Here is a 23748-nt window from a genome sequence, read left to right as displayed (position 1 = left end):
CACAGCGGTGTCACCCGGGCGCGTTTGACCTTTGCACTGTAGGCAAGGTGAACAGCGGCGTCCAAACCCTGGGGCGAACGGTTACACGCCGGTAACCAACTTGCACGATCGTTGCGGGACGATGCAAGATTCGCGCGCGTGCCGGTGAAGGGTGCGTTTTTGTTGCATCTGCATGAAATCCGTTGCAGTCCGGCACACTTCTGTGCAAGTCGGCGACGGCCGAGCATCGCTCAGGGGTGTGCCTCAGGAGCGCTGTCGAGTGGTCACGACCTGCCGTGGGTACCGCGTCGAGTGGTCACGAACAGTCGCTCGGCGCGGGTCCGGACGACGGTTCGCGACCAGTCGACGGAACTGAGCGGTGTGTCGTGACACGCCCCGTCGGCCGATCCCGCCGGGACGCCACCGTGCCCCGCCCGGAGGACCGGACGGGGCACGAAGCGCGGGGCGACGAGCACGACGGGGCGTCGGCGCCGGTCGGGATCAGGCGAACGCCTCGATCGGCGGGCAGGCGCAGACCAGGTTGCGGTCACCGTAGGCCTGGTCGATGCGACGCACCGGCGGCCAGTACTTCCGGCCGCTGATTCCGGGCAGCGGGTAGACGGCCTGCTCGCGGGTGTAGGCGTGCTCCCACTCCCCCGAGATCACCGACGAAGCGGTGTGCGGCGCGTGCACGAGCGGGTTGTCGTCCGCCGGCCACTCCCCGCGCTCCACCGCTGCGGCCTCGGCCCGGATCGCGAGCATGGCGTCGACGAAGCGGTCGAGCTCGGCGAGGTCCTCGCTCTCCGTCGGCTCGACCATGAGCGTGCCCGCGACCGGGAACGACATCGTCGGCGCGTGGAAGCCGTAGTCGACCAGGCGCTTCGCGACGTCGTCGACCGTGATGCCGGTGGTGTCACGCAGCGGGCGGAGGTCGAGGATGCACTCGTGCGCGACCAGTCCGTCGTCGCCCGTGTACAGCACCGGGAACGCGTCGCGGAGACGGGCCGCGATGTAGTTCGCGCCGAGCACGGCGGCCTCGGTCGCCCGGGTGAGGCCCTCGAGCCCCATCATCCGGACGTAGGTCCACGTGATCGGCAGGATGCTCGGGCTCCCGTACGGCGCAGCGCTCACCGGACCAGCGGCGTGCGCCAGGCGGTCGTCGGCCCCGGCCACCGTCGCGCCGGAGCGCCGGTCGGCCTGCTGCGCGAACGGGTGCCCGGGCAGGAACGGCGCCAGGTGCGCCTTCGCGGCGACGGGACCCACGCCGGGGCCGCCACCGCCGTGCGGGATGCAGAAGGTCTTGTGCAGGTTGAGGTGCGACACGTCGCCGCCGAAGTCGCCGAAGCGGGCGTGCCCGAGGAGCGCGTTGAGGTTCGCACCGTCGACGTAGACCTGGCCGCCGGCGTCGTGCACGGCGTCGCAGATCTCGCGGATGTCGTGCTCGTAGACGCCGTGGGTGGACGGGTACGTGATCATCAGGGCCGCGAGGGTGTCGGCGTGGGCGGCGACGCGGGCCCGGAGGTCCTCGAGGTCGACGTTGCCGTTCTCGTCGCAGGCCACCACGACGACCTTCATGCCGGCGAGCACCGCGGACGCGGCGTTCGTGCCGTGCGCGCTCGACGGGATCAGGCAGACCGTCCGGTCCTCGTCGCCACGAGCCCGGTGGTACCCGCGGATGGCCAGCAGGCCGGCGAGTTCGCCCTGGCTGCCGGCGTTCGGCTGCAGGGACACCGTGTCGTAGCCGGTGACCTCGGCGAGCCACGATTCGAGGTCACCGATCATGTCGAGGTACCCCTCGACGTCCTCGCGCGGCGCGAACGGGTGGATGTTCGCGAACTCCGGCCAGGTCACGGCGGCCATCTCGGTCGCCGCGTTGAGCTTCATCGTGCAGCTGCCGAGCGGGATCATGCCGCGGTCGAGCGCGTAGTCCTTGTCGGACAGGTGCTTGAGGTACCGCATCATGCGGGTCTCGCTGCGGTGCGCGCTGAACACGGGGTGAGTCAGGTAGTCGCTCTCGCGCTGCAGGGCGGCCGGGAGGCCCGTGGCCGCGTTGCGCACGGCGGTCTCGGTCGCGGGGACCGTCACGTCCACCGCCCCGAGCACGCGGGCGATCGCCACCACGTCGTCGGGTGTGGTCGTCTCGTCGACGGACAGCTGGAACGTGTCGGCGTCCACGACGTGCAGCAGGTAGCCGGCGTCCTGTGCTGCCGCGACGATCGCCTCGGCGCGGCCGACGGCCCGCAGGGTGAGCGTGTCGAAGAAGGCGTCGTGCACGACCTCGACCCCGGCGTCACGCGCCACGGCGGCGAGCGCACCGGTGTTGCGTGCGACCCGGCCGGCGATGAACCGCAGGCCCTCGGGCCCGTGGTAGACCGCGTACATCGAGGCCATCACGGCGAGCAGGACCTGCGCGGTGCAGATGTTGCTCGTCGCCTTCTCGCGGCGGATGTGCTGCTCACGGGTCTGCAGGCTGAGGCGGTAGGCCATCTGACCGTCGGCGTCGAAGGACACCCCGACCAGGCGACCGGGGAGCTGGCGCTCGAGGCCGGCGCGCACGGCCAGGTAGCCGGCGTGCGGGCCACCGAAGCCGAGTGGCACGCCGAAGCGCTGGCTCGTCCCGACGGCGACATCGGCGCCGAGGTCGCCGGGGCTGGCGAGCAGGGTCATCGCGAGCAGGTCGGCTGCGACGACGGCGATGCCGCCACCGGCGTGGACCCGCTCGATGGTCGACGACGGGTCGACGATGCGGCCCGAGGCGCCCGGGTACTGCAGGATGACGCCGAACGCGCCGTCGAGCTGGTCGTCACTCGGGCCGTCGGCAGCGTCGAACGCACGCAGCGTGATGCCCACCGCGTCGGCACGGTGGTCGAGGAGTGCACGGGTCTGCGGCAGCAGGTCGGCGTCGACGAGGAACGCGTCGCCCTTGACCTTCGAAGCCCGGCGGGCGAGGAGCATGCCCTCGACCACGGCGGTGCCCTCGTCGAGCATCGAGGCACCGGCGGTGGCCATGCCGGTCAGGTCGGACACCATCGTCTGGAAGTTGATGAGCGCTTCGAGGCGGCCCTGCGAGATCTCGGGCTGGTACGGCGTGTACGCCGTGTACCAGCTCGGGTTCTCGAGCACGTTGCGCTGGATCACCGCGGGGGTGTGGGTGCCGTGGTAGCCGAGGCCGATCATGGCGCGGCGGACCGTGTTGCGACCGGCCTTCGCACGGAGCTCGGCGAGTGCCTCGGTCTCGCCGACGGCGGCCGGGATCACCGAGTCGACGACGGGGCCGACGTGGATGGACTCCGGGATCGCGGCACGGACCAGGGCGTCGAGCGACGGCTGCCCGACGACGTCGAGCATGGCCTGCTGGTCGGCCCGGGTGGTGCCGATGTGGCGGTCGGCGAAGGAGGTCTGGAGGTTCTCGAACGCGGTCATGCGATGGAGGCCCGGTACGCGTCGTGGTCCATCAGGTCCTCGGGGAACGAGGCGCCGTCGACCTTGATCTTCACGAGCCAGCCGGCACCGAAGGGGTCCTGGTTGACGGTGTCGGGGGTGTCGACGACGGCGTCGTTCACCGCGATGACCTCGCCCTCGATCGGGGCGAAGAGCTCGCCGACGCTCTTGGTCGACTCGATCTCACCGATCTGCTCGCCTGCGGTGGTGGCGGTGCCGACGGCGGGGAGCTCGACGTAGACGACGTCACCGAGCTGCTCGGCGGCGTGGTCGGTGATGCCGACGGTGACGGTGTCGCCCTCGACGAGCAGCCACTCGTGGTCGGCCGTGTACTGGAGTGCGGTCTGGTCGGTCATGGGATCAGCCTTTCGAGGCGCGGCGGTAGAAGGGGAACGCGGAGACGGTGCTGGGGACGGCCGTCCCGCGGACGTCGATGTGGAGGACCTGTGCCCCGTCCAATACGGCGGCGAGCGCGGCCGGGTCGACGAAGGCCATCGCGACGGGGTGTCCGAGCGTCGGCGAGAGCGCACCAGAGGTCACGGTGCCGACGACCGTGCCGTCGAGCACGACGTCGTAGCCGGCCCGTGGAGCACGGCGACCCTCGGTCACCAGGCCGACGAGCACGCGGGCGTCCGCGGACGGGGTGACGCCGGCCGCACCGACGAAGTCGCCGTCCTTCGCGACGACGCGGCCGAGGCCGGCCTGGGCCGGACGGACGTCGGTGCCGAGCTCGTGCCCGTAGAGGGGCATGCCGGCCTCGAGCCGCAGGGTGTCGCGGGCCGCGAGCCCGGCGGGGACGACCCCTCGGTCGGCGCCGGCCTCGAGCAGGGCGTCCCAGAGGACCGGGGCGGTGTCCGGGTCGAGGTAGACCTCGAAGCCGTCCTCGCCGGTGTACCCGGTGCGCGCGACGAGCACGTCGGCGCCGTCGAACAGGGCGTGCAGGACGCGGTAGTAGCCGAGCTCGTCGAGCGGGGTCTCGGGCTGCAGACGGTCGGCGACGACGAGGGCGTCGAGCGTGCCGGCCGCCGCGGGTCCCTGGATCGCGACGAGGGCGGTGGTGTCGGAGTCGTCGGAGACCTCGACGTCGAAGCCCGCGGCCCGGGTGGTCAGCGCGTCGACCGCCACGTCACGGTTGGACGCGTTGGCGACGACGAGGAAGACGTCGTCGTCGGTGCGGTACACGACGAGGTCGTCGAGGATCCCGCCGTCCTCGGCGAGCAGCAGCGAGTACTTGGCGCGGCCGACGGGCATCGCACCGAACGAGCCGGCGAGCGCGTGGTCGAGGAAGGCGACGGCGTCGGTGCCGGTCACCCCGATCTCGGCCATGTGCGACAGGTCGAAGACGCCGGCGGCCTGGCGCACGGCGTGGTGCTCGGCCAGGTCGGACGAGTAGCGCACGGGCATGCGGTAGCCGGCGAAGTCGGTGAAGGTGGCACCGGCTGCTTCGTGAGCAGACTCGAGTGGGGACGAACGCATGGCGGAGTTCTCCTGGCATCGGCAGGGCCCGGCGACGATCGCCGGGTGGAACTCCCCCTCTGTCATGGGCCTGAGAGTTTCACCGCGGCCCGTGAGGTCCGGCGGCTTTCACCGTGGGCGAGACGACCGAGCGTCTGCTTTTCAGAGTGGCCTGTCCGCTGCGGTGTGGGACCTGAGAGATTGACGGGGGGATTGCTCCTTCGGTGCCGTGCGTGCGCCCGGGGGCACGACGTACCCGGGGGCACGTGCACGGCGTCTCCCGCGACGGATGAGCGGCCGGTGTGTTCAGTTGTCCGCCCAGAGCATACCGAGGCCGCGTTACGAGCGTGTGTCGTGGCCCGGTCTTCGACATCTCGTAGAATGCGGGGATGGCCGGACAACGATCGCGCCCCAGGGGGCAGCTGGAACAGGCGGTGCTCGAGGCACTCCGCTCCGCCGACGCCGGGCTCACCGCACGCCAGGTGCTCGACGCGTTCCCCGAGCCCCGCCCCGCACTGACGACCGTCCTCACCGTGCTCGACCGCCTCGGCCGCAAGGGCCAGGTGGAACGGGAGCAGCACGACGACGCTCCCCTGACGTTCCGCGCCGTGCACAGTCGCGACGAGCAGACCGCGTCCCTGATGTCGAGCGCGCTGGCAGCCTCGTCCGATCGCGAGGCAGCGCTGCTGCAGTTCACCGGCTCGCTCGCCTCGGACGACCTCGAGGCCCTGCGCCGCGCCCTCGACGCCCGCGCCCGCTCCTGACCGGCTGCGCACCGTGGTCGTCGCCGGCATCGCGCTCATCGTCCTCGCACTCGCGGTGGTGGTGTTCGCGCCCCGGGTCCTGACCCGCTCCGCATGGACGATCGACCTGCCCCGCACCGCGCTGGTCTGCTGGTCGGTCGCGGTCCTGCTCGGCGTCGTGGGCTTCGTGGCCGGCATCACCCTGGTGGTGCTCGCCGACCGCCCGGTCACCGAGCTGTTCGGCGGTGACGGTTCCCCAACGCACGGGTTCAACGTCGGCGTCGCCCTGCTGGCCGTCATCGCGTTCGTCGTCGCCGTGCGCGTCCGCCCGGGCCCCGAGCACGAGGCCGTCCGTCAGGCGATGCGCTCCGGCGTCGCACCGCACCGGGAGATCGACGGCACCCCCGTCGCCGTCGTCGAGGCCGACCACGCGCTGGCGTGCGCCGTGCCGGGGCGGAGCGGTGGCGTCCTCGTCAGCACTGGCTTGGCAGACCGGTTGCGCACCGACGAACTGGAGGCCGTGGTCGCCCACGAACGCGCCCACCTGACCCAGCACCACGCGGCTGCGGTCGCGGTCGCCGAATCGATCGAGCGTGCGGTCCCGTGGGTGCCCGGGGCGCGCGCCATGGCGCGGTCGACGCGCGTGCTCGTGGAGTTCGCCGCGGACGACGCGGCGGCCCGTCGTGTCGGACGCGACGCCCTGCGCCGGGCGGTGCTGGTGGCGGACGGGAGCAGCGCGCTCGGGGCGATCCGCGCCTCCAGGCTGTCGTAGCGCCCCTGTCGGAGGCGAGGAATAGGGTGTCAGCACCGTGAAGCCACTGACCGAAGCCGACATCCGATCGTCGTTCGTGAACGCCACCCCCGACGAACTCGCCCAGCTGCCGATCCCCGGCCTGCACGAGATGCTCTGGGACGAACGCGAGTTCCTGGGCTGGCGCGACCCGCAGGCCGCCCGCCGCGGGTACATCGTGTCCTGGATCGACGAGCGCCCGGTGGGCATCGTCGTCCGCTCCGCCGGTGGTTCCCTGCGCCCGGGCATCGCCGCGATGTGCTCGTTCTGCCACTCGCCGCAGCCCGCGACCCAGGTCCGCCTGTTCTCGGCCGCGCGTGCCGGTGAGTCCGGCCGCAACGGCAACACGATCGGCACGTACATCTGCGAGGACCTCGGGTGCTCGATGCTCATCCGCACCGCGCCGCCGCACCTCAACCCACCGGCGACCATCGCGATGCGCGGCGCCGCCCTGCTCCAGCGCGTGCAGAACTTCACCGCGGACATCATGAAGTCGGCGTGAGCCGGTTCGGCACCGCTCGCTGGGCCGTGGTCGAGGAACTGGGCGACGGCCGGTGGCGGCTCACCCTGCGTGACGAGGCCGACGACGAACTCGGCGCGTTCGGGCTGGGCGTCGAGGGGCCGTGGGACCCGGACGTCGAACCGCACGTCGGGTTCGTGCTCGTGCAACTCGGGTTGACACTGCGGGGCGCACGGCCGTGGCGGATCGACGAGCTCGGTGACCACCGGGCGCCCGTCCTGTCGCTCGGCTGAGCGGGATCGTCCAGCCGACGTCGGTCCGCTCGGTCAGTCCGCGGTGACGAAGTTCCGCAGGATCTCACGGTCGTCATCGGCGCGCATCGCCCAGGCGAGTTCGCTCCGGTGCGTGCTGCTCTCGAGCGGCAGCAGAACGACGGCGTCCGGGGCGGCGAGCGCCGCGCTCTCCGGCACCACCGTCACGCCGAGACCGACGCCGACCAGGTGCAGCACGGTCGCCCAGGTCGTGGCCTCCTGCACGATGACGGGTCGGCGCCCACCGGCGGTGACCGGTGCGAGGTTGCGCTCGGTCGCCAGTGCCCCCGCGACCGACGGGAAGAACACGAACGGCTCGTCGACCAGCTCGGTCCCCCGGATGTGCTCGCGGTCGGCCAGACGGTGCCCGCGCGGGACGGCGGCGACGAAGGCCTCGGAGCGGAACGGCAGCAGGCGCACGGCGGGGTCCGGGTCGGCGTCGCGCACCACCGCCAGGTCGAGTTCACCGCGGACGATCCGGGCGAGCAGCGTCGACGAGTACCCCTCGGTCAGTTCCACCCGGACCAGGGGGTAGCGCTCCCGGAACGCCTGCACCCGTTCGATCGGACCGAGGGGCAGCGCGGAGACGACGAACCCGACGTCGAGCCGACCGACCTCGCCCCGACCGACCCGCACCGTCTCGTCGAGGTCCCGTCGCACCTGGCCGAGCAGCGAGCGAGCACGACCCTGCAGTACCCGGCCGGCGGGGGTCAGCGCGACGCTCCGGCTCGTCCGGACGAACAGCTCGACACCGAGCGAGCGCTCCGTACGGCGGATCTGCTGGGACAGTGCGGGCTGGGCGATCCGCAGCTGTTCGGCCGCTCGCCCGAAGTGCAGCTCGTCGGCGACGGCCAGGAACGCCCGCAGCTGCCGGAGGTCGACGTCGGATTCTCGATCCATGCACACAGCGTATCGATCAGCGCGAACGAGTATTGGACGTGACTGCATCGACAGCCGACGATGGATGCATGCCCGAAGCGACCTCCACCGTCACCATCACCGACCTCGCCACCCCCGCGGACGCCGAGGCGTTCCGCACGCTCAACGAAGCCTGGATCACCCGGTACTTCACCCTGGAGGACGAGGACCGCGTGTTCCTCGGCGACCCCGTCGGCCGCGTGGTGGAGCGGGGTGGCGCCGTCCTGGTGGCCCGGCTCGACGGCCGGGTCATCGGGTGCATCGGGGTCGTGCCCACCACCCCGGGCGTGTTCGAGCTCGTGAAGATGGCCGTCTCCCCCGACCACCAGGGGCACGGCACCGGACGGAAGCTCATCGCCGCGGCGCTCGACCGGGCGCGCGAACTCGGCGCCCACCGGGTCGACCTGGAGAGCAACGCGCAGCTCACCAGCGCCGTGCACCTGTACGAGGCGTTCGGCTTCCGGCACCTGCGCGAGGACGAGATCGCCCCGAGCCCGTACGTGCGGGCCGACGTGCACATGACGCTCGACCTGCACTGATGCTCGACCTGCACTGACGGCGGCCCGGTCCCGGTACGCTCGCGGCATGGCGACGTACGAGGTGCAGGCGGTCCGCGAGGCCGGCGCGTGGCAGGTGTTCATCGACGGCTTCATGGTGACCGAGGTGTCCCGGTGGCCGTCTGTCGGGTTCGTGGCCCGAGAGCTCCTCGCGATGGACCGTGACGACGACCTGCGCATCCGCGTCGTCGGTCGCAACCAGTACGTGGCCTGACCCCGGCGGGCTCGAGTGAGCAGAAGACATCGAGTGCGTGCCGCCGACCCGACGTCTTGTACTCACTCGGTGCCGCGTAGCCGGCAAACGACGCCGCTCCGCAGGTCACGCGACGTGCCAGACCAGCCCCTCCTGCGCACTCGACGGGTACGCCGAGGCGATCCGGAACACGGCCTCGCGCAGGGTCTCCGGTGAGCACGCCAGGTTGAGCCGGACGAACCCGCGCCCCTCGGACCCGAACCCCAGACCGGAGTTCAGTGCGACGTAGGCGTTCTCGCGCAGCGGCACCGCCGGGTCGTCCCCGAGGCCGATCCCGCGGAAGTCGAGCCACGCCAGGTACCCGGCGCGCGGCCGGGTGTAGACGACTCCGGGCAGGTGCTCGGCGAGCAGCTTGGCGAGGAGTCGGTCGTTCGCCACGATGCGTGCCACGACGTCGTCGAGCCAGTCGGTCGCAAGGGTGAACGCCGCCAGATTCGCGTGCAGCCCGAGGATGCTCGTGCGGCAGGCGACCTCTTCCCACAGCGTGTCGAGCAGCGCGGCGGTCCGGGGATCCCCGGCGACGATGACCGAGCACTTGACGCCGGCGAGGTTCCACCCCTTGCTCGCCGAGGTCACGCACACGCTCCGGACACCGAGCGGTTCGGCGACGGCGGCGAACGGGGTGAACTGCACACCCGGGTGGGTCAGGGGGGCGTGGATCTCGTCGCTGATGACGAGGACGTCGTACTTCGCGGCCAGTTCGGCGATCGCGACGAGGTCGGCCCGGTCGTGCACGAGTCCGACGGGGTTGTGCGGGTTGCAGAGCAGGAAGACGCCGACCCCGTCGGCGAACGCCCGCTCGAGGCCCTCCAGGTCGAGCCGGTACTGCCCCCACTGCTCGAGCAGCGGGACCTCCTCGACCTGACATCGAGCCTCTTCGACGAGCTCGAAGAACGGCGGGTACACCGGCGGTGTGATCGCGACGCGACCGCCGTCGGGCAGCGCGAGCCGGAGCGACTCGACGATCCCGACGCTGACGTCGGTGGCCAGGTGGATCCGCGACGGGTCGATCTCCCAGCCCCAGCGGTCCAGCGCGAACTGCGCGAAGGCGGGAGCGAGCGGACCGGGGCCGTCGAGGTACCCGAGGTCGGACTGCGAGACCCGTTCGATCAGGGCCTGCCGGATCGCCGGCGCGACGTCGTGGTCCATCTCGGCGACGAACAGGGGCAGCACGTCGGGCGCGTACCGCGTCCACTTGATGCTCGTCCGGACCCCGCGGAGCGTGCCGACCGGGTCCTGCTCGTCGCTCGCCATGCGTCCCAGCATGCCCCTGCCCGGAGGCCCGGCGCGACTCCCGACGTCATCCCGCGTCGTCTTCGGCTGGGCTCGCGGCCGGGGGCCGCCCCGTCGGCCTACGCTCGGCCGCATGAGTACGAGCACCGCCGACAAGGCCGTCACCCTCAAGCAGCTGCACGAAGCCCCCGAGATCCTGCGGGTCGTGAACGTGTGGGACGCGATCACCGCCAAGGTCGTCAGCGACCTGCCCGGCACGAAGGCGATCGCCACCGCCGGGCACTCGATCGCTGCGTCGTACGGGTACGAGGACGGCGGCATGCCCCTCGACCTCGCCCTGTCCGGGGCAGCGGTCGTCGCCGCCGCCACGGACCTGCCGGTCACCGCCGACCTGGACGACGGCTACGAGGACCCCGCCGAGACGATCCGCCGCGCCATCGGCTCGGGCATCGTGGGTGCCAACGTCGAGGACCGGCTGCGGCCCTTCGACGAGGCCGTCGCCCGCGTCGCCGCGATCACCGCTGCGGCACAGGCCGAGGGCGTCGACTTCCAGCTGAACGCCCGCACCGACGCGATCGTGCGCGGCGGCGAGCGCCCGATCGACGAGAGCATCGAGGACGCGATCACCCGCGGCACGGCGTTCCTGGACAACGGCGCCGCCCTGGTCTTCGTGCCCGGCGCGATCGAGCGTTCCGTGGTCGAGCGGCTCGTCGCCGGTCTCGGCCGCGGCAAGCTCTCGGTCATCGGGCTGCCCGGCGCCCTGCCCGCCGCCGAGTACGAGGCGCTCGGCGTCGCCCGCATCTCGTACGGCCCCCTCACGCAGCGGGTCGCGCTGCGCGCGCTCCGCGACCTGGCGACCGATCTGTACGCCGACGGCGTCGTACCGGAGGACACCCCGGTCCTGAACTGACGGAGCGGACGGACGGGAGGCCCGGTGCCAGCTGACACCGGGCCTCCCGTCCGTCCTGTGGTCGCGATCGCGACCCGCTCAGCTCAGCCGAGCGCGGGGTACAGCGCGGGAGCGGTGCGCGCATGCGTCTCCTGCTCGAAGGCGTAGCCGAGGCCGATGACCGTGCTCTCGTCGAACGAGCGGCCGAGGAACTCCAGGTTCACGCCGGCACCGGTGATCGTGTTGTCGGCGGCGATCGCCTGGCCCATCGGGACGGTGACCGCCGGCATGCCGGTGTTCGGGCTGAGGCGCATGTTCGTCGACTGCGTGCCGTACGGCGTGCCCGACGGGTAGACGAGCGCGTCGAGGTCCTGGTCGTCGAGCATCTGCGTCACGAGCTGCTTGCCGGTGGCGAGCTGCGTCGTGTGCGACCCCGACGGCCCGGCCCACGCCTGGTACTGCGCGTCGGTGATCAGGTCGCGCGACTGGTAGGTGCTCTTGCGGCTCGGCACGTACTCGCCCGAGGCCAGGATGCCCTGCAGCGAACGCGCGGTGACGTCCGGGTCGAGGTGCTTCGCGACGTACTCGTCCAGGTCGTGCTTGAACTCGTTCGTGCTGCCGCTGCCCTCGGACAGGACCCGGTTGAAGGCCGTCGTCGCCGTGATCGGGACCACGGTGGCGCCGGCGGCCTGCAGCTTCGCGAGGGAGGCGTCGAACAGGCGCTTCGTCGTGGCGTTCGTGCCGACCATGCTCGTCACGTAGCCGAGGCGGGCGCCCTGCAGGGAGTCGACATCGAGCGACGACGTGTACGACGTCGGCACCTTGCCGGCCTGCGCACTCGTCGCCGGGTCCGCCGCGTCCACGCCGGTGACGGCGTCGAGCGCGACCGCCGCGTCGGTCACCGAGCGCGTGATCGGGCCGCCCGTGTCCTGCGACAGCGCGAGCGGGATGATCCCGTCACGGCTGGTCAGCCCGACCGTGGGCCGGATGCCGACGAGCTGGTTGTAGGTCGACGGCACGCGGATCGAGCCGCCGGTGTCGGTGCCGAAACCGATCCCAGCGAGGTTCGCAGAGATCGCCGCACCGGTGCCGCCGCTCGAGCCGCCGGCGGTCTGCGCCGTGTTGTACGGGCTGGCGACCAGGAGTGACGAGCCGGCGGGCTGCTTCGACGAGAACTCGGAGACGAAGCCGAAGGCGAACTCGTCGAGGCTGGCCTTCGCCAGGATCACGGCGCCGGCGTCGCGCAGACCGGTGACCATGGCGGCGTCGGTGTCGGTCTGGTTGTCGTCCCAGCAGCCGCAGCCACCGGTGGTCGGCATGTCCTTCGTGTCGTAGTTGTCCTTCACCGCGATCGGCACGCCGAGCAGCATGCTCGTCATCCCGTGCTCGGCACGCTCGGCGTCCGCGGTCTTCGCGGCGGCCAGGGCGTCGGCGTTGGTGGTGACGATCGAGTTGAGCGGGCGACCGGTCGACGCGGTGTCGACCTTCGCGCGGTCGTACGCGGCGATGCGGTCGAGGTAGTCCTCCGTGATCGCGACCGACGTGGTGACGCCGGCGTTCATCGCGGCCTGCATGTCGATGGTCGACGCCTCGACGAGCTGGAACGGGCCGTCGTCGTAGATCATCCGCTGGGAGAGGCCGGCCAGGTCGGCGACGGTGATGGTGCCGTCGGCGTCGGTGTCCGCGGCGCTGACCGTCGCCCAGTCGGTGCTCGTGGTCGTCGCACCGAGGTGGTCGGTGAGGACGGTCAGGTCGGCCTTCGTCACCTGGTCGTCGCCGGTCAGGTCGAGGTCCGTGTAGTACGGCGCGAGCATGGCGGCGGGGCTGGCGTCGACGGCCGCGGGTGCTGCGGTGGCCGTGATCGCGGGGGTCGCGGCGAGGACGGTGCTGACGAGGGCGATGAGCGATGCGCCGGCGACGGTGGTGCGCTTCTTGCTGGAGGCCCGCTTCGCGGTGGCCTGCTTGCCGGAGGTCTGCTTCGTGGCGGCCTGCTTCGTGGCGGTCATGCGGATGCTCCGGTGCGGTCGCGGCGGGCACGACGTGCCCGGAGGGTGATCAGGGTGCCGCCGGCTGCGAGCAGGGCGATGGACGCGGCGATCCACGGCGCGACGTCGGCGCCGGTCCAGGCGAGGTCGCCTCCGATCGGACGGTCGTCCCCACCGGCAGCGGCCACGGCGGTGGCGCCGCTGGTCGGGTCGGCGCCGGGCATGGTGGGGGCCGCGGGGTCGCCGGTGGCGCCGCCACCGCCACCGCCTCCGGGCGGCGTGGTCGCACCGGGGGTGGGTGTGGCCGTCGGGGCGGCGGTCGCGGCCGCGGCGACCACGACGGTGGTGCTCGCCGGGTCGTCGAGGGTCGTCCACGTGCCGTCGGAGCCGACGAGGGCGATGCTCGTGACGTCGAGGTCGACGCTGCCGACCGCCGTCGGGGTCAGCGAGATCGAGGTGGCCAGGTCGCCGTCGAGTGCCGGTGAGGTGCCGAGGCGGGTGTGCACGATCGTCAGGGTGTCGCCGTCCTGCTCGACGCTGTCGAAGCCACCGTCCGGGCCGGTGACGCTGTCGTCCCGGTACTGCACGGAGTCGGCCTCGAGCGTGATCTCGTACGCGTAGACGTCGGCGGTGTCCGGGATCGTCAGGTCGACGTCGAACGCCGTGCCGACGGTCGCGGTGGCCGGGGCGTCGATGGTTGCGGTGGTGGCGGTGGGCGCTGCCTGGGCCGGAGCGGCCGTCAGGACGGCGAGGCCGAACGCCCCGGCGGCGGCGAGCGTCGAGGAGACGATCGTCGCGCGGGGGCGCAGCCGTGGTCGGTGCTGCATGGGCGCAGTTCCTTCGGGTGGGGTGGAGGGGTGCTGAGCGGGTACTCAGTGAACCGAAAGCTAACGGGGCGCTGTTTCCGGTTCTGGCCCGGCACGTTTCCGCCCCGTTACGGCTCGCTCCTGCCGCTACTGTCGTGCCATGTCGGTCGACGTCGAAGCCCTGCTCACCCCGCCCTCCCCCGTCGCTGCGCGCGCGCTGGACGTCGTGCGGGCATGGTCATCCCCGGCCCTCGTCAACCACTGCCTACGGTCGTGGGCCTGGGCCGTCCTGCTCGCCCCGACGGTCGACCTCGAACCGGACCCCGAGCTGCTCTTCGTCGCGACGATGCTCCACGACCTCGGCGTGACCCCGTCGTTCGACGCCCACCGGGTGCCCTTCGAGGACGCCGGCGGCGCCGTGGGCTCGGTCTTCGCGCTCGGTGCCGGTTGGGATGCCGCACGTGCGCGTCGGGTCGGCGAGATCATCGAGCGGCACATGTGGACCACCGTCGACCCGGAGCTCGATGCCGAGGGGCACCTGCTCGAGGTCGCGACCTCGCTCGACGTCTCCGGTGCGGGCTTCGACAAGTGGTCGTCGGACGACCTGCGGGACGTCACGGCCGCGCTGCCCCGCCTGGACTTCTCGGCGACGTTCGACGGGCTGATCCACGAGCAGGCTGCGCGCAAGCCGTCATCCGCGGCCGCTCGTCTGGACGGCTCGGGCAACGTCGCCGCAGGCGGAGACCGCTGGGCGGCCTTCCTGGCGTCCTGACGCTCGGTCCGGTCGCTCGCTGGACTTCTCGGCGGGGTGGGCGTATAGTCTCTGGTTGGTGCACTGCAGCGAACCCATCTGACTCGCGCACACCAACCTCTCGACACCGACTCACCCGAGTCGCATTCCACTCGAGACACCGCTCGATCCGAACGGACGAGCTGCACGTTGAAACTCGACGTGCGCGCCCCGCACTCGATGCGTCGCGCTGGACTGAGACGTCCGCCGACACCGAGTCGCCCTGGCGCCGAATGACCAGGAAGTACAGCACCATGACCAGCAACGAACGAATCACCGTGTTCGGGACCGCACTCGCGGCCCCGACGATCACCCCCGACCGCATCGCCGAGTTCCCGGTGCGCGACGACCGCTCGCAGCGCGAGTACCTCGTGCGCATCGCGGCCGACGACCTCGGGACCTTCGTCACCCGGGGCACCCGGCTCGACGCCGTCGGCGAGGCCGGCTGGACCGTCCCGGGCCGCTCCTGGGCGGGCGAGGCCAGCCGCACCCTGCTGCAGGCACAGTCCGTGCAGGCGGGCGAGCTGGCCCTCGCGGCCTAGGTCCCACCAGCACCACCACGAAGCGCCGCCGAGTTCGCTCGGCGGCGCTTCGTCGTTCCCGGGCGGCCGTCTATAGTCGAGAGCTATAGGGGAGGTCGCCATGCGGGTCGAACGTGCTGCGGAGCTGATCCGCGCCGCCCGCGAAGACCTCGGCCTCTCGCAGACCGGTCTCGCTGCCGCCGCCGGCATGCAGCAGCCCACCATCTCGGCGTACGAGAGCGGGCGGAAGCGGCCGCGCCCGGAGTCGCTCCGGCGGATCCTCGAAGCGGCCCACACCCGCCCGAGCATCCCGCTCGCCATCTACGCCGACGCGATCCTCGACGAGGCGAAGCGCTTCCACCTCGACGACGTCCGCGTCTTCGGCTCCGCGGTGCGCGGGCAGGACACCGAACACAGTGACATCGACCTGCTGGTCCACCTGACCCCCGCGGCATCGCTGTTCGACCTCGGTGGATTCGCGCACGAGGTCGAGCGCATCACCGGTTTCGAGGTCGACGTCCTCACCGATGACCTCGAGGATGACGAGCACTTCGCCCACGTCCTCGACGAGGCCGTGCCACTGTGACGCCGACTCCCCGGTTCACGCCTCGGCCCCGCAACGACCGTGATCCTGCTGCCCTCGACGAGCGGTGGCCGTCGCTCCAGGCCAGCTTCCTCGACCTGCTCGCCGAGTGCTCCATGATCGTCGAGCACGGGCGGAGCGAGTTCGACGCGGCCCGCAGCCTCACCTACCGGGCAGCCGAAGCGGTCATCATCCACTTCGACGACCTGCTCGGTCGCATCCCCCAGGACCGGGAGGCACGGCTGCCGTCCGACCTGTCACTCGCGGCGGTCCGGAAGACCCGCAACATCCTGTCCCACGACTACCGGAAGGCGCGGAAGGAGATCGTCTGGGACGCGATCGAGCACCGCGTCCCAGCGGTGATCCGGGCGCTCGTCGACTGACCCTTCCGGGCGTCCCGACGACTCGAACCGCTCGCCTCAGTTCAGGCGCTCGAAGACCATCGTCGCCTGCACCCGATCCCCGCCGCCGAACCCAGTGCTGCCGGCCGAAGCCGTCGTGATCGTGTGCAGCCGGTACCCGAGCGCGGCCTGCGCGTTGATCGCCTTCTCGAGCTCGGTGAGGTTGCCCGAACCGGTGCCGAAGAACTTCTCCTTGAGCACCACCTGCAGCACGACGTAGCTCATGCCGTTCTGTGCCGGACGCGGCTGACCACCCGAAGCGGCTTCGGCCTGGATCCGGCCGATCACCCCACCGACGCCCGACGCCGCGGGCGCCTGCTGCTGCACCTGCTCCGTCCACGCGGAACCGTCCCACCACCGCATGGTGCCGGAGCCGTCGTCGTACCACCCTGCCTGTGCATTCGTCATGCGCTCATCCTGGCGCACGTCGAACCACGTCGGCAGGTCAGTCGTCGAAGCGGGAACCCAGAAAGCAGTTGCCGCGTCTTACGCTGAAAGCGTCTGAGAACAGCGCCTCGGGCCAGCGGATGGTGAGTCCACATGAAAGAAGCCCCGTGGCGGAGTGCTCCGGGGCTTCTTCAACGGGAGGACTACTGGGACAGTCGGAAGGACACGCTTGCGCTTGCGCTGCGAAGCGCGAGCGTTCCCAGGAGGTCAAGCTCAATTTCCGTGGGGAAAGCAATGTCAACGATCCCGAACAAGGGACCGCTCGATGCTTGCACCAAAGAGGATTCCAGCTCATTGCCGGCCTGGTCGCTGATCACGAACCGCTCTCCGCTCACCACCGGCACTTGCTGGCCATGGCGTCCGACCCACTCTGTCTGCGACGATCGGACTCGTATCGACAGCCAACCGTCGATGACTTCGGCGGACTGCACCTCCAGCGGAAGCCCGTCAGCGTGGATGGCCTGTGCTCGTCCTAGAAACATCCTGCTCCCTACTTCGAAATCCCTGAGGCCGTGTCGTAGTAGTCCACGCGACCCTCGTGAAGGAATGCCTCGACCTCCCAATGTTCACCTTTCACCGGGCAGATCGAGTTCGTCCGCGTCGACAAGTAGGTTTCGGTACCCGACGCTGAACCGCACTCGCTGAACGCGCCTCCGTTGACGCGGTACTCGCAGGTGAGCTTCTTCTGTGCCCGGGTGTTGTGTTGCGCGGTGGCAAGCCAACGAGCGAGACCAGGCGTGAGCGTGAGATGCGCAGTGACGGTCGGCGAGCTGGTGGCGCGAACCACGGCCTTGCTGGAGTTGGGGGCCACGAGATCATCTGTACCGTCGACGATGGCACCACTCGCGGGAGCATCGGGATTGGCACAGCGGAACTGCGCGTGAGCGATGAGCGCCTGCTGATCTTCGAGCGGGAGCACGGTCCCGTCTTCGGCGTTGAGGTTCACTGACTCGCCCGCGCACACCGTGACCACGCCACCCGCCGTCAATGGCGCTGGCGTTTCACTAGCGGCTGACGCGGTTTGTGCCCCCGCGAGAATCAACCCGGCAGCGAATGCTGCAACCACCACCATTGAGATTGACTTCTTCATTCGTTCCCCTCTTGTGTCCTGCCCACACATCACCGTCGCCTGTGCGCCGCTTCGATTCGGACGCTAACACTCACCTAGCACCCAAGCCCCGTCCTGTGCACCACTACAGCGGTGGCGAGCAGGCTTCAGGCAAAGGTGAAGCCTCTCGTCCCCCAAAGGGCGGACATGGCTGTGCGAAAGTGCCGACTTGGGCACCGTGTCGAAGGTCCCTGCTCCCGGCATCGACGGGGAGAGGGCGCGTCCATCATCGAAACGGACAGTCGAAGGGTCAGTGAACAGTGCCTAGGGTCAGCGGACGGTGAGTCCACACGAGGAAGACCCCGGAGTACTACCCTCGGGGGCTATCCCTCAGTCTCTTGGGCTGTGCCAGACCACGGTGCTAGATCGGCGTTGGTTCGACGATCTAGTTGTTGAAGCGGAACTAGCGTCCCTTGATTGCAACGCTCTGCACAGCGTTGCGATCCGCGGAAACTCGTGCGTGCGGTGGTTGCACGCGGTCGACTCGACCTGGCCCGATAGGTAGCTTTCGCGGACTCGCTGCGGACTCAGCGCCTGACTTTCTTGCGGCTGGGTGCAGCCCAAAGATCAACCGTGGGCGTCTCAAGTGCGCGCTTGACGTCTTCGAGCCAGAACCGCCAGCTTCGTCCAACTCTGACGCTCGGGATGGTCCCGTCCCGTGCGTACTGGTAGATGGTCTTGATTGACACCTGCAAGGCAGCCGCCAACTCGGCTGCCGTCAAAGCTACTTCGCCCATAGATGCACCGTATGGCCCAGGCGGTCGCTTCTTGGCCCTGCCGTCGACTTCCCCAAGGACTAGACGGGCAGCGTTTGCCTCCAGATCTGAAGGTAATACGTCAAATTTGACTATGGACGGTCCGCGGCCTGCCGGGTGAGCATAGAGACATGCACGAGCTCGAGCCATCCTGCACCGATCGACTCGCCTACTCGATCCCCAACTTTGCGAACGCCGTCGACCTTTCGGTTGACACGATCCGCAAAGCGATCGACAACGGCGATCTGATCCCGTCCTACCCCACGCGGGCGGGTAAGAAGCCGATCATCACGCATGAGGAAGGGCTGCGATGGCTGCGGTCGTTACCGCGGGAGTCTCCGCGTTACCGATGACGGTGGTTCCCGCACGCAGAAGGAGTTCGGGCGGTGGGCCAGGCCATGTCCGACCTGGCCCACCCGTGTGGCTACAGCACCGCTTGGGCCGTGAGGTCGTAGGCGGTCACCTGTCTTCGCGTTCAGGCTGGGCTGTTGACCGGCACGATCGGGTACGTGAACTCGGCGGCGAGTCCCAGCGCGGTGGCGTTCAGGACCCCGACCGCTCCGGTGCGCAGGCGGACCCGATCTCCGGTCGGGAGCGTCAGGTAGAACACCAGTGACATGGCCGTGACGCCGGCTGGCATGTCGAACGGGAACACAACGGGGCCGATGTCGTAAACCGCTGCGGCGTCCGCACGCCGGATTCCAACCGTTCGCTGCAACGCGGCGGCGATGGCCGCTCCGCTGTTCGCGTTCAGCACTGTCAGCCCCAACGACGCGGACCCGTCCGCGACGTGCGCCTCCCACCCGCCAGCGACGTCCTCGACCTGCACGTGCGCCGTGACGACGAGCCGGGTGCCAGCGGCTGGGGGTGTGACGGTCGGGATGGTGAATCGGCGAAACCCGCCCGCCGTGGTGGCGTCGAACTCCCACTGCGTCCAGCGGCCTGCGGGCAGTTCGCCGCTTGTGTCGACTGCAAACGAAGTTGTCACGCCCGTGTTGTTTCCGGTCAGCTCGAACCACGATGCTGCCGACGCTCGATTGCTGAGCGGGTCGTCCACAAGATTCGTCGCCGTCTTCCCCATGACGAGTCCCCGAGGTTTCCGAGAGGGGGATGCGTCGCGCATCTGCCGGGCGACCGCGGTCGCGATGACCTGGTGGCCGGCGTTGTTCGGGTGTGTGCCATCCCCGGAGTCGTAGCTCGACTTGAGGTATCCGTTGGTTGCGTCCACGAGGCCGGAGTGCGCATCGGCGAGCCGCGCCCCTAGAAGGGGGACGTGGATTCGCAGCCAGGTGTTGTATCCATCAGTGGCGGCAACGATCGCCGCCACTGTAGATGAACCCCGCGGCGGGACAGTGACGACGATCGTCGGGATCCCAGCCTTCCGCAGAGACGTGATGATCTGCGTTATGTTCGACGCGTACTGATCGATGGAGACACCCTGAGTGGCGTCGTTCGTGCCCGCGAGAAGCACGGCAGCGTCGATTCCGCTGGCGATGAACTGCGGCAGGCGGGCGAGCATCTGAGCGCTGGTCTGCCCCGATACACCCGCCTCCACAAATCCAGGCAGTGCGATCAGGTGGCCCGCCATCTGCACCGCCTGTGAGCTAAACGAGTAGGCGAAGTTGGATGCACTAGAACCATTTGTGATCGAATCGCCAAGGAAGCCGTAAGAGCGGCCTGCAAAAACTGAAGTCCGCTTCGGCTGAAGCGCTGATAGCGCGGTGCCTTCGACGGTGCTTGGATCAGAGAGATTCGCGGCCTGGACTGCCCTGACGGCGGCAGGCAGCTGCTTAGTGTCTGAATCAACAGAGACGAGAAGTGGTGAGCCCATGAGTGGCCTTCCTTTTGACCGACTGAGTAGTCGGCGAATCAACTAGCCTAATTTTACCTCGCGAATGCACAAAAACACCCCCTCTGGGGTGAATCAGAGGGGGTATTCGTGTTGGCCACTCATAGTCAACGCGGCAATCCTACCTCGCACTGGCGGAATCCGGAAGGCGCGGTGTCGGTGTGGACTGCTACAGTCCCCCCATCTTCCCACCGACCAAAGGAGACACGGTGAAGTACATCTACAAGATCAACGAGGGCGTTAGTGGATCTGGGTTCCACGCGGACATCGAGGCTGATCACTACAACCACTCAGAGGGCTACTTCGACTTTTACCAGGGCTTCGGGAGCAGCCGGGAGAAGGTGGAATCGGTCCGCGATGGGATCGTTTCTCGCATCACGCGTACGGAAAAGAAGTAGTCCGCGTGGTGGGCCAGGTTGGAGACGACCTGGCCCACCCGCGTTCCCTGCTGCAGGTGCAGGGAGTCAGCGTCCGCCGCGGATCTTCGTCCGGTAGGCGAACATCATCTCGTCGACGACCTTCGCGGGGTCGGTCGAACCAGCGAAGGTGTTGTTGAACGAAACGGAGCTGGGGCCTGAATCACCACTCCACCCCGGGAACGAGAACACAGGCGAGGCGGGCTGTGTCACCGGGACGTTGAAGCCGCCATCGGCGAACGCTTGCAGCCGCCGACCGGTTTCCTCCCAGATCGCCAGGGAACGAGTGCGCTTCGACGGCGCGAGCGGGATGTACGCCTCTCCGCCTGTTTCCGGTTCCGCCCACACGCGCATCGCTCCGGCCGGCGCGAACTGCGCGACGTGGTTCTCGTTCAGTCCGCCGTCGGCGTAGAAGTCCAGCACCGACCCATCACGGTTGTACGCAGCCTTCGCTGACCCCGGTGCCGCACCAGCCTTGACCGCCTCAGTAATGAGCTGCTGACGGACGGAGATCACACGGCCGTCGTTTCTCGTGATGAACGCATCGAGATCTGACTGCGCCTGCTTTGTGTTCGCGAGGATGTCGATTTCCTTCTCGGACGGCAGCTGGAACACACGGTCGGCGAGCTTCTTGACCTCGCCAGCGTTGAAGCCGGCTGCGGTCGCCGACTCGATGAACTTCCGCCGCTGCTCCGCCAGGGTGCTCGAGTACTTCTCGGCAGCGTCCTTCGAGCTCATAGTCGACTGGTCCACCTCGAGCTGCTTCGACGCGGCCTCCTGCGCCTTGCTGGCGAGGTCCGCAAGCATCGACGCGTTGCCCGCCCCGATGGCCGTGTTCTCTTTGAGAGACGTCGTGTAGCCGTCGGTGCTCTCCCGCTGCTGCGCCACCTGCTCATCGAGACCAGCGAGGGCTTCCTGATACGAGGCGTTCGCGCTGATGGCGTCCTGATTGGCATTGTTCACCTGCTCGAACTGAGCAATCAGGTCGGCCAGCTGGCCCGCAAGATCGGCGACCTGTGCCGACTCGGCCTGGTACTGCTCGGCAGCAGACGTAGCCGACTCACCAGACTCCGTGTTCGCTGCACTGAGATCCCCGAACGCCTCTTTGCCCTGCACCACTGAGCTGCGAACCTGATCGAGCGCGAGGCGGGACGTGTTCGCCTTGCCGGTGAACATGTTGAACCCGGCGGCGGCGGCGGTGAAGTCGTTACCGCCCAGCTTGTCTTTCACGGCGTCGTAAGCAGAACCGCCCTCGAGAATTGCGTCGGTGAGTTCCTTCTGACTGACCCCAGCGTTCTTCGCGGACTCGAAGAGCCCCTGATCGGACAGTTGCTTCGCGACCGCAGCCCGGCTGTACTTCGTGATGGCACCGGTCTGCTCGTCGAGCGTCTCGGTGAAAGCGTCCGCGTTGGCCTTCTGCTGCGCCATGAGCGAGAACGCCGCACTGATGGCGAAGGTCAGCGCCCCAAGTGCGAGCCCGGCGACACCTGCCGATGCGGCGGCACCGCGCATGCTGATGCCGAGCGTGGCTAGCTGCACCTTGAGTGCCGCCACCTTGGGGATGGCGACGAGCGCGCCGCCTCCAATGAGGGAGAGACCGGCCACGAGCGACGTAACCGCAACCCCTGCCGAGAGGACAGGCTGCGGAAGGTCGCTGATGCCGTCGACCAGGAACGTCGCCGTCTGCACAAGGTCACGGAGGCTGCCGTTAGCCGCGGAACCCGACTGGATCAGTGCGGTATCGAATGCGCCGCCCAGCTTCTCGACGTCGCCCTTCAGGTTGTCGAGCTTGATGCGGGCAGTTTCGGCCGCGTACCCGTTGTCATTGACCTTGCCCGTCCACTCAGCGATGCCCGACGCGCCTTCGCTGTAGAGCACGTTCGCGGCGCGCACCGCGTCGTTGCCGAAGATCGTCGCCAGAGCGGCGTTGCGCTGCTCATCCGACAGGCCGCCGAGCTTGTCCTGCAGCTGCGCCGCGATGCCACCGAACGACAGCATCTGACCCGACGAGTCGTACACGTCGATGCCGTACTGCTTCATCGTCGCCGCAGCGGTCGTAGACGGGTTCTGCAGGGCGATGATGGCGGTCTTGAGGGACGTACCCGCATCGGAGCCGAGCAGGCCCGCAGAAGCGAACGCAGCGAGGGTGCCCGTCGTCTCGTTGAGGCTGAACCCGGCCTGCGATGCGACCAGGCCGCCCTGGTTGAGGGCCTGCGACAGATCCTGCACGGACCCCTGAGCTTTACCTGCACCAGCCGCGAGCAGGTCGGCGATGTGCGGCACTTCCGAACCTCGAGCGTTGAACTGTGTCATCGCCGTCGCGGCGATCTGCGCAGCGTCCGCGACCTTCAGCTCGCCGGCCGATGCGAGGTCGAGTGCTCCCGATAAGCCGCCACCGAGAATGTCATTGGTGCTGACACCAGCCTTCGACAGTTCCTCGATCGCATTTGCCGCTTCCGTCGCGGTGAAGACCGTGCTGGAACCGGCCTCAATCGCCGCATCACGGAGATCGTTCATCTCCGACGTGGACGCATGAGTTGCGGCCTGAACCGACGACATGGCCGCGTCGAACTCCGCGTACCGAGCTACCGCGATTCCTACCGCAGCAGTGGCTGCAGCGCCGAACAGGACAAGCCCGCGGCCGACCTGCTCCATTGCCCGGTTCTGGTTCTCGAACCGCTTCTGCGCGTCATCCGCAGAACTACCAAGCTTCTTGTTCGCGCTTTCCGCCTGCGCAAAACCCTGAATGTAACCCGCGACCTGGGCCGTCAAGGTAACACTGGTAACTCTCTCCGTGGACATGGCGTTTCTCCAAAACGTCCGTTGCCCACGGATTCCTGCATTCCTATTCTAATGCATGAGGCGTGCATATAGGCCCGAAATAGGGAAAGCCCCCAGATCAACTAATGCTGATCTGGGGGCCGAGGTCGCGTCTAAAGAGGCAGGATGTCGGCGACCTGGTTACGCGACACCTGGTGGAAAAAAGTCGGGGAGAGATGTCGCCTAGCCCCGGAGGGCCACCGAGACTGCGCGTGGGGGACCTCCCCCACCGGGGCAA

At 69.1% G+C, this 23748-nt stretch carries 25 protein-coding genes and 2 riboswitches; of the genes, 13 read left to right on the top strand and 12 right to left on the bottom strand.

The features are described 5' to 3' along the window. Nucleotides 1–480: 480 nt before the first annotated feature. The 3 genes from gcvP to gcvT are packed head-to-tail and all read right to left on the bottom strand — an operon-like array spanning nt 481 to nt 4896. Nucleotides 481–3402 carry an aminomethyl-transferring glycine dehydrogenase gene (gene gcvP / locus KK087_RS11255; protein WP_214565335.1) on the bottom strand — a complete coding sequence of 974 codons (2922 nt, stop codon included), beginning with the start codon at nt 3400–3402 and terminating at the stop codon, nt 481–483. Further along, nucleotides 3399–3776, bottom strand: coding sequence for a glycine cleavage system protein GcvH (gene gcvH, locus KK087_RS11250; RefSeq protein WP_214544075.1), 378 nt, complete (start codon nt 3774–3776; stop codon nt 3399–3401). Before gcvH ends, gcvP begins: the two co-directional genes overlap by 4 nt. 4 nt (nt 3777–3780) lie before the next feature. Beyond that, nucleotides 3781–4896, bottom strand: a complete 1116-nt coding sequence (gene gcvT, locus KK087_RS11245; protein ID WP_250901029.1) for a glycine cleavage system aminomethyltransferase GcvT — start codon at nt 4894–4896, stop codon at nt 3781–3783. 49 nt (nt 4897–4945) lie between these two features. Continuing rightward, nucleotides 4946–5047: riboswitch (glycine riboswitch) on the bottom strand. Beyond that, nucleotides 5048–5168: riboswitch (glycine riboswitch) on the bottom strand. It lies immediately after the preceding riboswitch. Nucleotides 5169–5264: 96 nt separating this feature from the next. Here gcvT and KK087_RS11240 point away from each other — a divergent pair. From KK087_RS11240 to KK087_RS11225, 4 genes are read left to right on the top strand one after another with little or no spacing between them, the layout of a single operon-like run. Further along, nucleotides 5265–5639: a BlaI/MecI/CopY family transcriptional regulator gene (locus KK087_RS11240; RefSeq protein ID WP_214529007.1), complete on the top strand. Its 375-nt coding sequence runs from the start codon at nt 5265–5267 to the stop codon at nt 5637–5639. A 13-nt stretch (nt 5640–5652) separates the two neighbouring features. Beyond that, entirely contained in the window at nt 5653–6390 is a 738-nt protein-coding gene (locus KK087_RS17935) for a M48 family metalloprotease (protein ID WP_214529006.1), read from the top strand. Between the two features lie 37 nt (nt 6391–6427). After that, nucleotides 6428–6910 carry an FBP domain-containing protein gene (locus tag KK087_RS11230; protein WP_214529005.1) on the top strand — a complete coding sequence of 161 codons (483 nt, stop codon included), beginning with the start codon at nt 6428–6430 and terminating at the stop codon, nt 6908–6910. Continuing rightward, nucleotides 6907–7161: a hypothetical protein gene (locus tag KK087_RS11225; RefSeq protein ID WP_017887084.1), complete on the top strand. Its 255-nt coding sequence runs from the start codon at nt 6907–6909 to the stop codon at nt 7159–7161. Before KK087_RS11230 ends, KK087_RS11225 begins: the two co-directional genes overlap by 4 nt. A 33-nt stretch (nt 7162–7194) precedes the next feature. Here the strand turns inward: KK087_RS11225 and KK087_RS11220 are convergent, their stop codons facing one another. Further along, a complete protein-coding gene (locus KK087_RS11220) occupies nt 7195–8079 on the bottom strand; it encodes a LysR substrate-binding domain-containing protein (protein WP_214565332.1) in 885 nt (294 codons plus the stop codon). 68 nt (nt 8080–8147) lie between these two features. On the opposite strand from KK087_RS11220, the gene KK087_RS11215 reads away from it, so the two are divergent. Together KK087_RS11215 and KK087_RS11210 are read left to right on the top strand one after the other, a co-directional pair. Then, a complete protein-coding gene (locus KK087_RS11215; protein ID WP_214529002.1) occupies nt 8148–8636 on the top strand; it encodes a GNAT family N-acetyltransferase in 489 nt (162 codons plus the stop codon). Nucleotides 8637–8682: 46 nt separating this feature from the next. After that, a complete protein-coding gene (locus KK087_RS11210) occupies nt 8683–8868 on the top strand; it encodes a hypothetical protein (protein ID WP_017887087.1) in 186 nt (61 codons plus the stop codon). 105 nt (nt 8869–8973) lie between these two features. Here the strand turns inward: KK087_RS11210 and KK087_RS11205 are convergent, their stop codons facing one another. Then, entirely contained in the window at nt 8974–10161 is a 1188-nt protein-coding gene (locus KK087_RS11205; protein ID WP_250901028.1) for a MalY/PatB family protein, read from the bottom strand. A gap of 112 nt (nt 10162–10273) precedes the next feature. Between KK087_RS11205 and KK087_RS11200 the strand changes: the two genes are divergently transcribed. Continuing rightward, nucleotides 10274–11050, top strand: a complete 777-nt coding sequence (locus tag KK087_RS11200; RefSeq protein ID WP_214565328.1) for an isocitrate lyase/PEP mutase family protein — start codon at nt 10274–10276, stop codon at nt 11048–11050. A gap of 83 nt (nt 11051–11133) precedes the next feature. On the opposite strand, the gene KK087_RS11195 is transcribed toward KK087_RS11200, so the two are convergent. Both KK087_RS11195 and KK087_RS11190 read right to left on the bottom strand, forming a co-directional pair. Beyond that, complete coding sequence (locus tag KK087_RS11195; protein WP_214565326.1) at nt 11134–13035, bottom strand: amidase family protein; 1902 nt, start codon at nt 13033–13035, stop codon at nt 11134–11136. After that, on the bottom strand, nt 13032–13841 hold the full coding sequence (locus KK087_RS11190) for a hypothetical protein (RefSeq protein WP_214565324.1): 810 nt from the start codon (nt 13839–13841) through the stop codon (nt 13032–13034). Before KK087_RS11190 ends, KK087_RS11195 begins: the two co-directional genes overlap by 4 nt. A gap of 139 nt (nt 13842–13980) precedes the next feature. Here KK087_RS11190 and KK087_RS11185 point away from each other — a divergent pair, with 139 nt between their 5' ends. The 4 genes from KK087_RS11185 to KK087_RS11170 all read left to right on the top strand — a co-directional run bounded on the left by KK087_RS11185 (nt 13981) and on the right by KK087_RS11170 (nt 16097). Continuing rightward, complete coding sequence (locus KK087_RS11185) at nt 13981–14592, top strand: HD domain-containing protein (RefSeq protein ID WP_214528997.1); 612 nt, start codon at nt 13981–13983, stop codon at nt 14590–14592. A 272-nt stretch (nt 14593–14864) separates the two neighbouring features. Next, nucleotides 14865–15152: a hypothetical protein gene (locus KK087_RS11180; protein WP_214565322.1), complete on the top strand. Its 288-nt coding sequence runs from the start codon at nt 14865–14867 to the stop codon at nt 15150–15152. Nucleotides 15153–15252: 100 nt separating this feature from the next. After that, nucleotides 15253–15717, top strand: a complete 465-nt coding sequence (locus tag KK087_RS11175; protein ID WP_173035822.1) for a type II toxin-antitoxin system RelB family anti-toxin — start codon at nt 15253–15255, stop codon at nt 15715–15717. Next, nucleotides 15714–16097 carry a HepT-like ribonuclease domain-containing protein gene (locus tag KK087_RS11170; RefSeq protein WP_214565320.1) on the top strand — a complete coding sequence of 128 codons (384 nt, stop codon included), beginning with the start codon at nt 15714–15716 and terminating at the stop codon, nt 16095–16097. The genes KK087_RS11175 and KK087_RS11170 overlap by 4 nt, the downstream gene beginning before the upstream one ends. A gap of 36 nt (nt 16098–16133) precedes the next feature. Here KK087_RS11170 and KK087_RS11165 read toward each other — a convergent pair whose 3' ends face one another. The 3 genes from KK087_RS11165 to KK087_RS18025 form a co-directional block, all read right to left on the bottom strand. Then, a complete protein-coding gene (locus KK087_RS11165; protein ID WP_214565318.1) occupies nt 16134–16523 on the bottom strand; it encodes a DUF2510 domain-containing protein in 390 nt (129 codons plus the stop codon). A gap of 529 nt (nt 16524–17052) precedes the next feature. After that, nucleotides 17053–17652: a hypothetical protein gene (locus KK087_RS11160; protein ID WP_214565316.1), complete on the bottom strand. Its 600-nt coding sequence runs from the start codon at nt 17650–17652 to the stop codon at nt 17053–17055. Between the two features lie 545 nt (nt 17653–18197). Next, nucleotides 18198–18407: a helix-turn-helix domain-containing protein gene (locus tag KK087_RS18025; RefSeq protein WP_214565314.1), complete on the bottom strand. Its 210-nt coding sequence runs from the start codon at nt 18405–18407 to the stop codon at nt 18198–18200. Between the two features lie 149 nt (nt 18408–18556). Between KK087_RS18025 and KK087_RS11150 the strand changes: the two genes are divergently transcribed. Next, nucleotides 18557–18778: a hypothetical protein gene (locus KK087_RS11150; protein WP_214565312.1), complete on the top strand. Its 222-nt coding sequence runs from the start codon at nt 18557–18559 to the stop codon at nt 18776–18778. A 122-nt stretch (nt 18779–18900) separates the two neighbouring features. On the opposite strand, the gene KK087_RS11145 is transcribed toward KK087_RS11150, so the two are convergent. Further along, complete coding sequence (locus tag KK087_RS11145; RefSeq protein WP_214565310.1) at nt 18901–20256, bottom strand: SGNH/GDSL hydrolase family protein; 1356 nt, start codon at nt 20254–20256, stop codon at nt 18901–18903. 227 nt (nt 20257–20483) lie between these two features. Between KK087_RS11145 and KK087_RS11140 the strand changes: the two genes are divergently transcribed. After that, on the top strand, nt 20484–20672 hold the full coding sequence (locus KK087_RS11140) for a hypothetical protein (protein ID WP_214565308.1): 189 nt from the start codon (nt 20484–20486) through the stop codon (nt 20670–20672). A 66-nt stretch (nt 20673–20738) separates the two neighbouring features. Here the strand turns inward: KK087_RS11140 and KK087_RS11135 are convergent, their stop codons facing one another. Further along, the gene (locus KK087_RS11135) at nt 20739–23462 is read right to left on the bottom strand and encodes a phage tail tape measure protein (protein WP_214565306.1); all 2724 of its coding nucleotides are present in this window, start codon (nt 23460–23462) and stop codon (nt 20739–20741) included. Between the last annotated feature and the right edge of the window lie 286 nt (nt 23463–23748).

Origin of the sequence: Curtobacterium aurantiacum (genome assembly GCF_018598555.1) — a bacterium.
GTDB lineage: Bacteria > Actinomycetota > Actinomycetes > Actinomycetales > Microbacteriaceae > Curtobacterium > Curtobacterium aurantiacum.
Note: the sequence above shows the minus strand (reverse complement) of the source record. Positions and strands in the feature narration are given on the sequence as shown.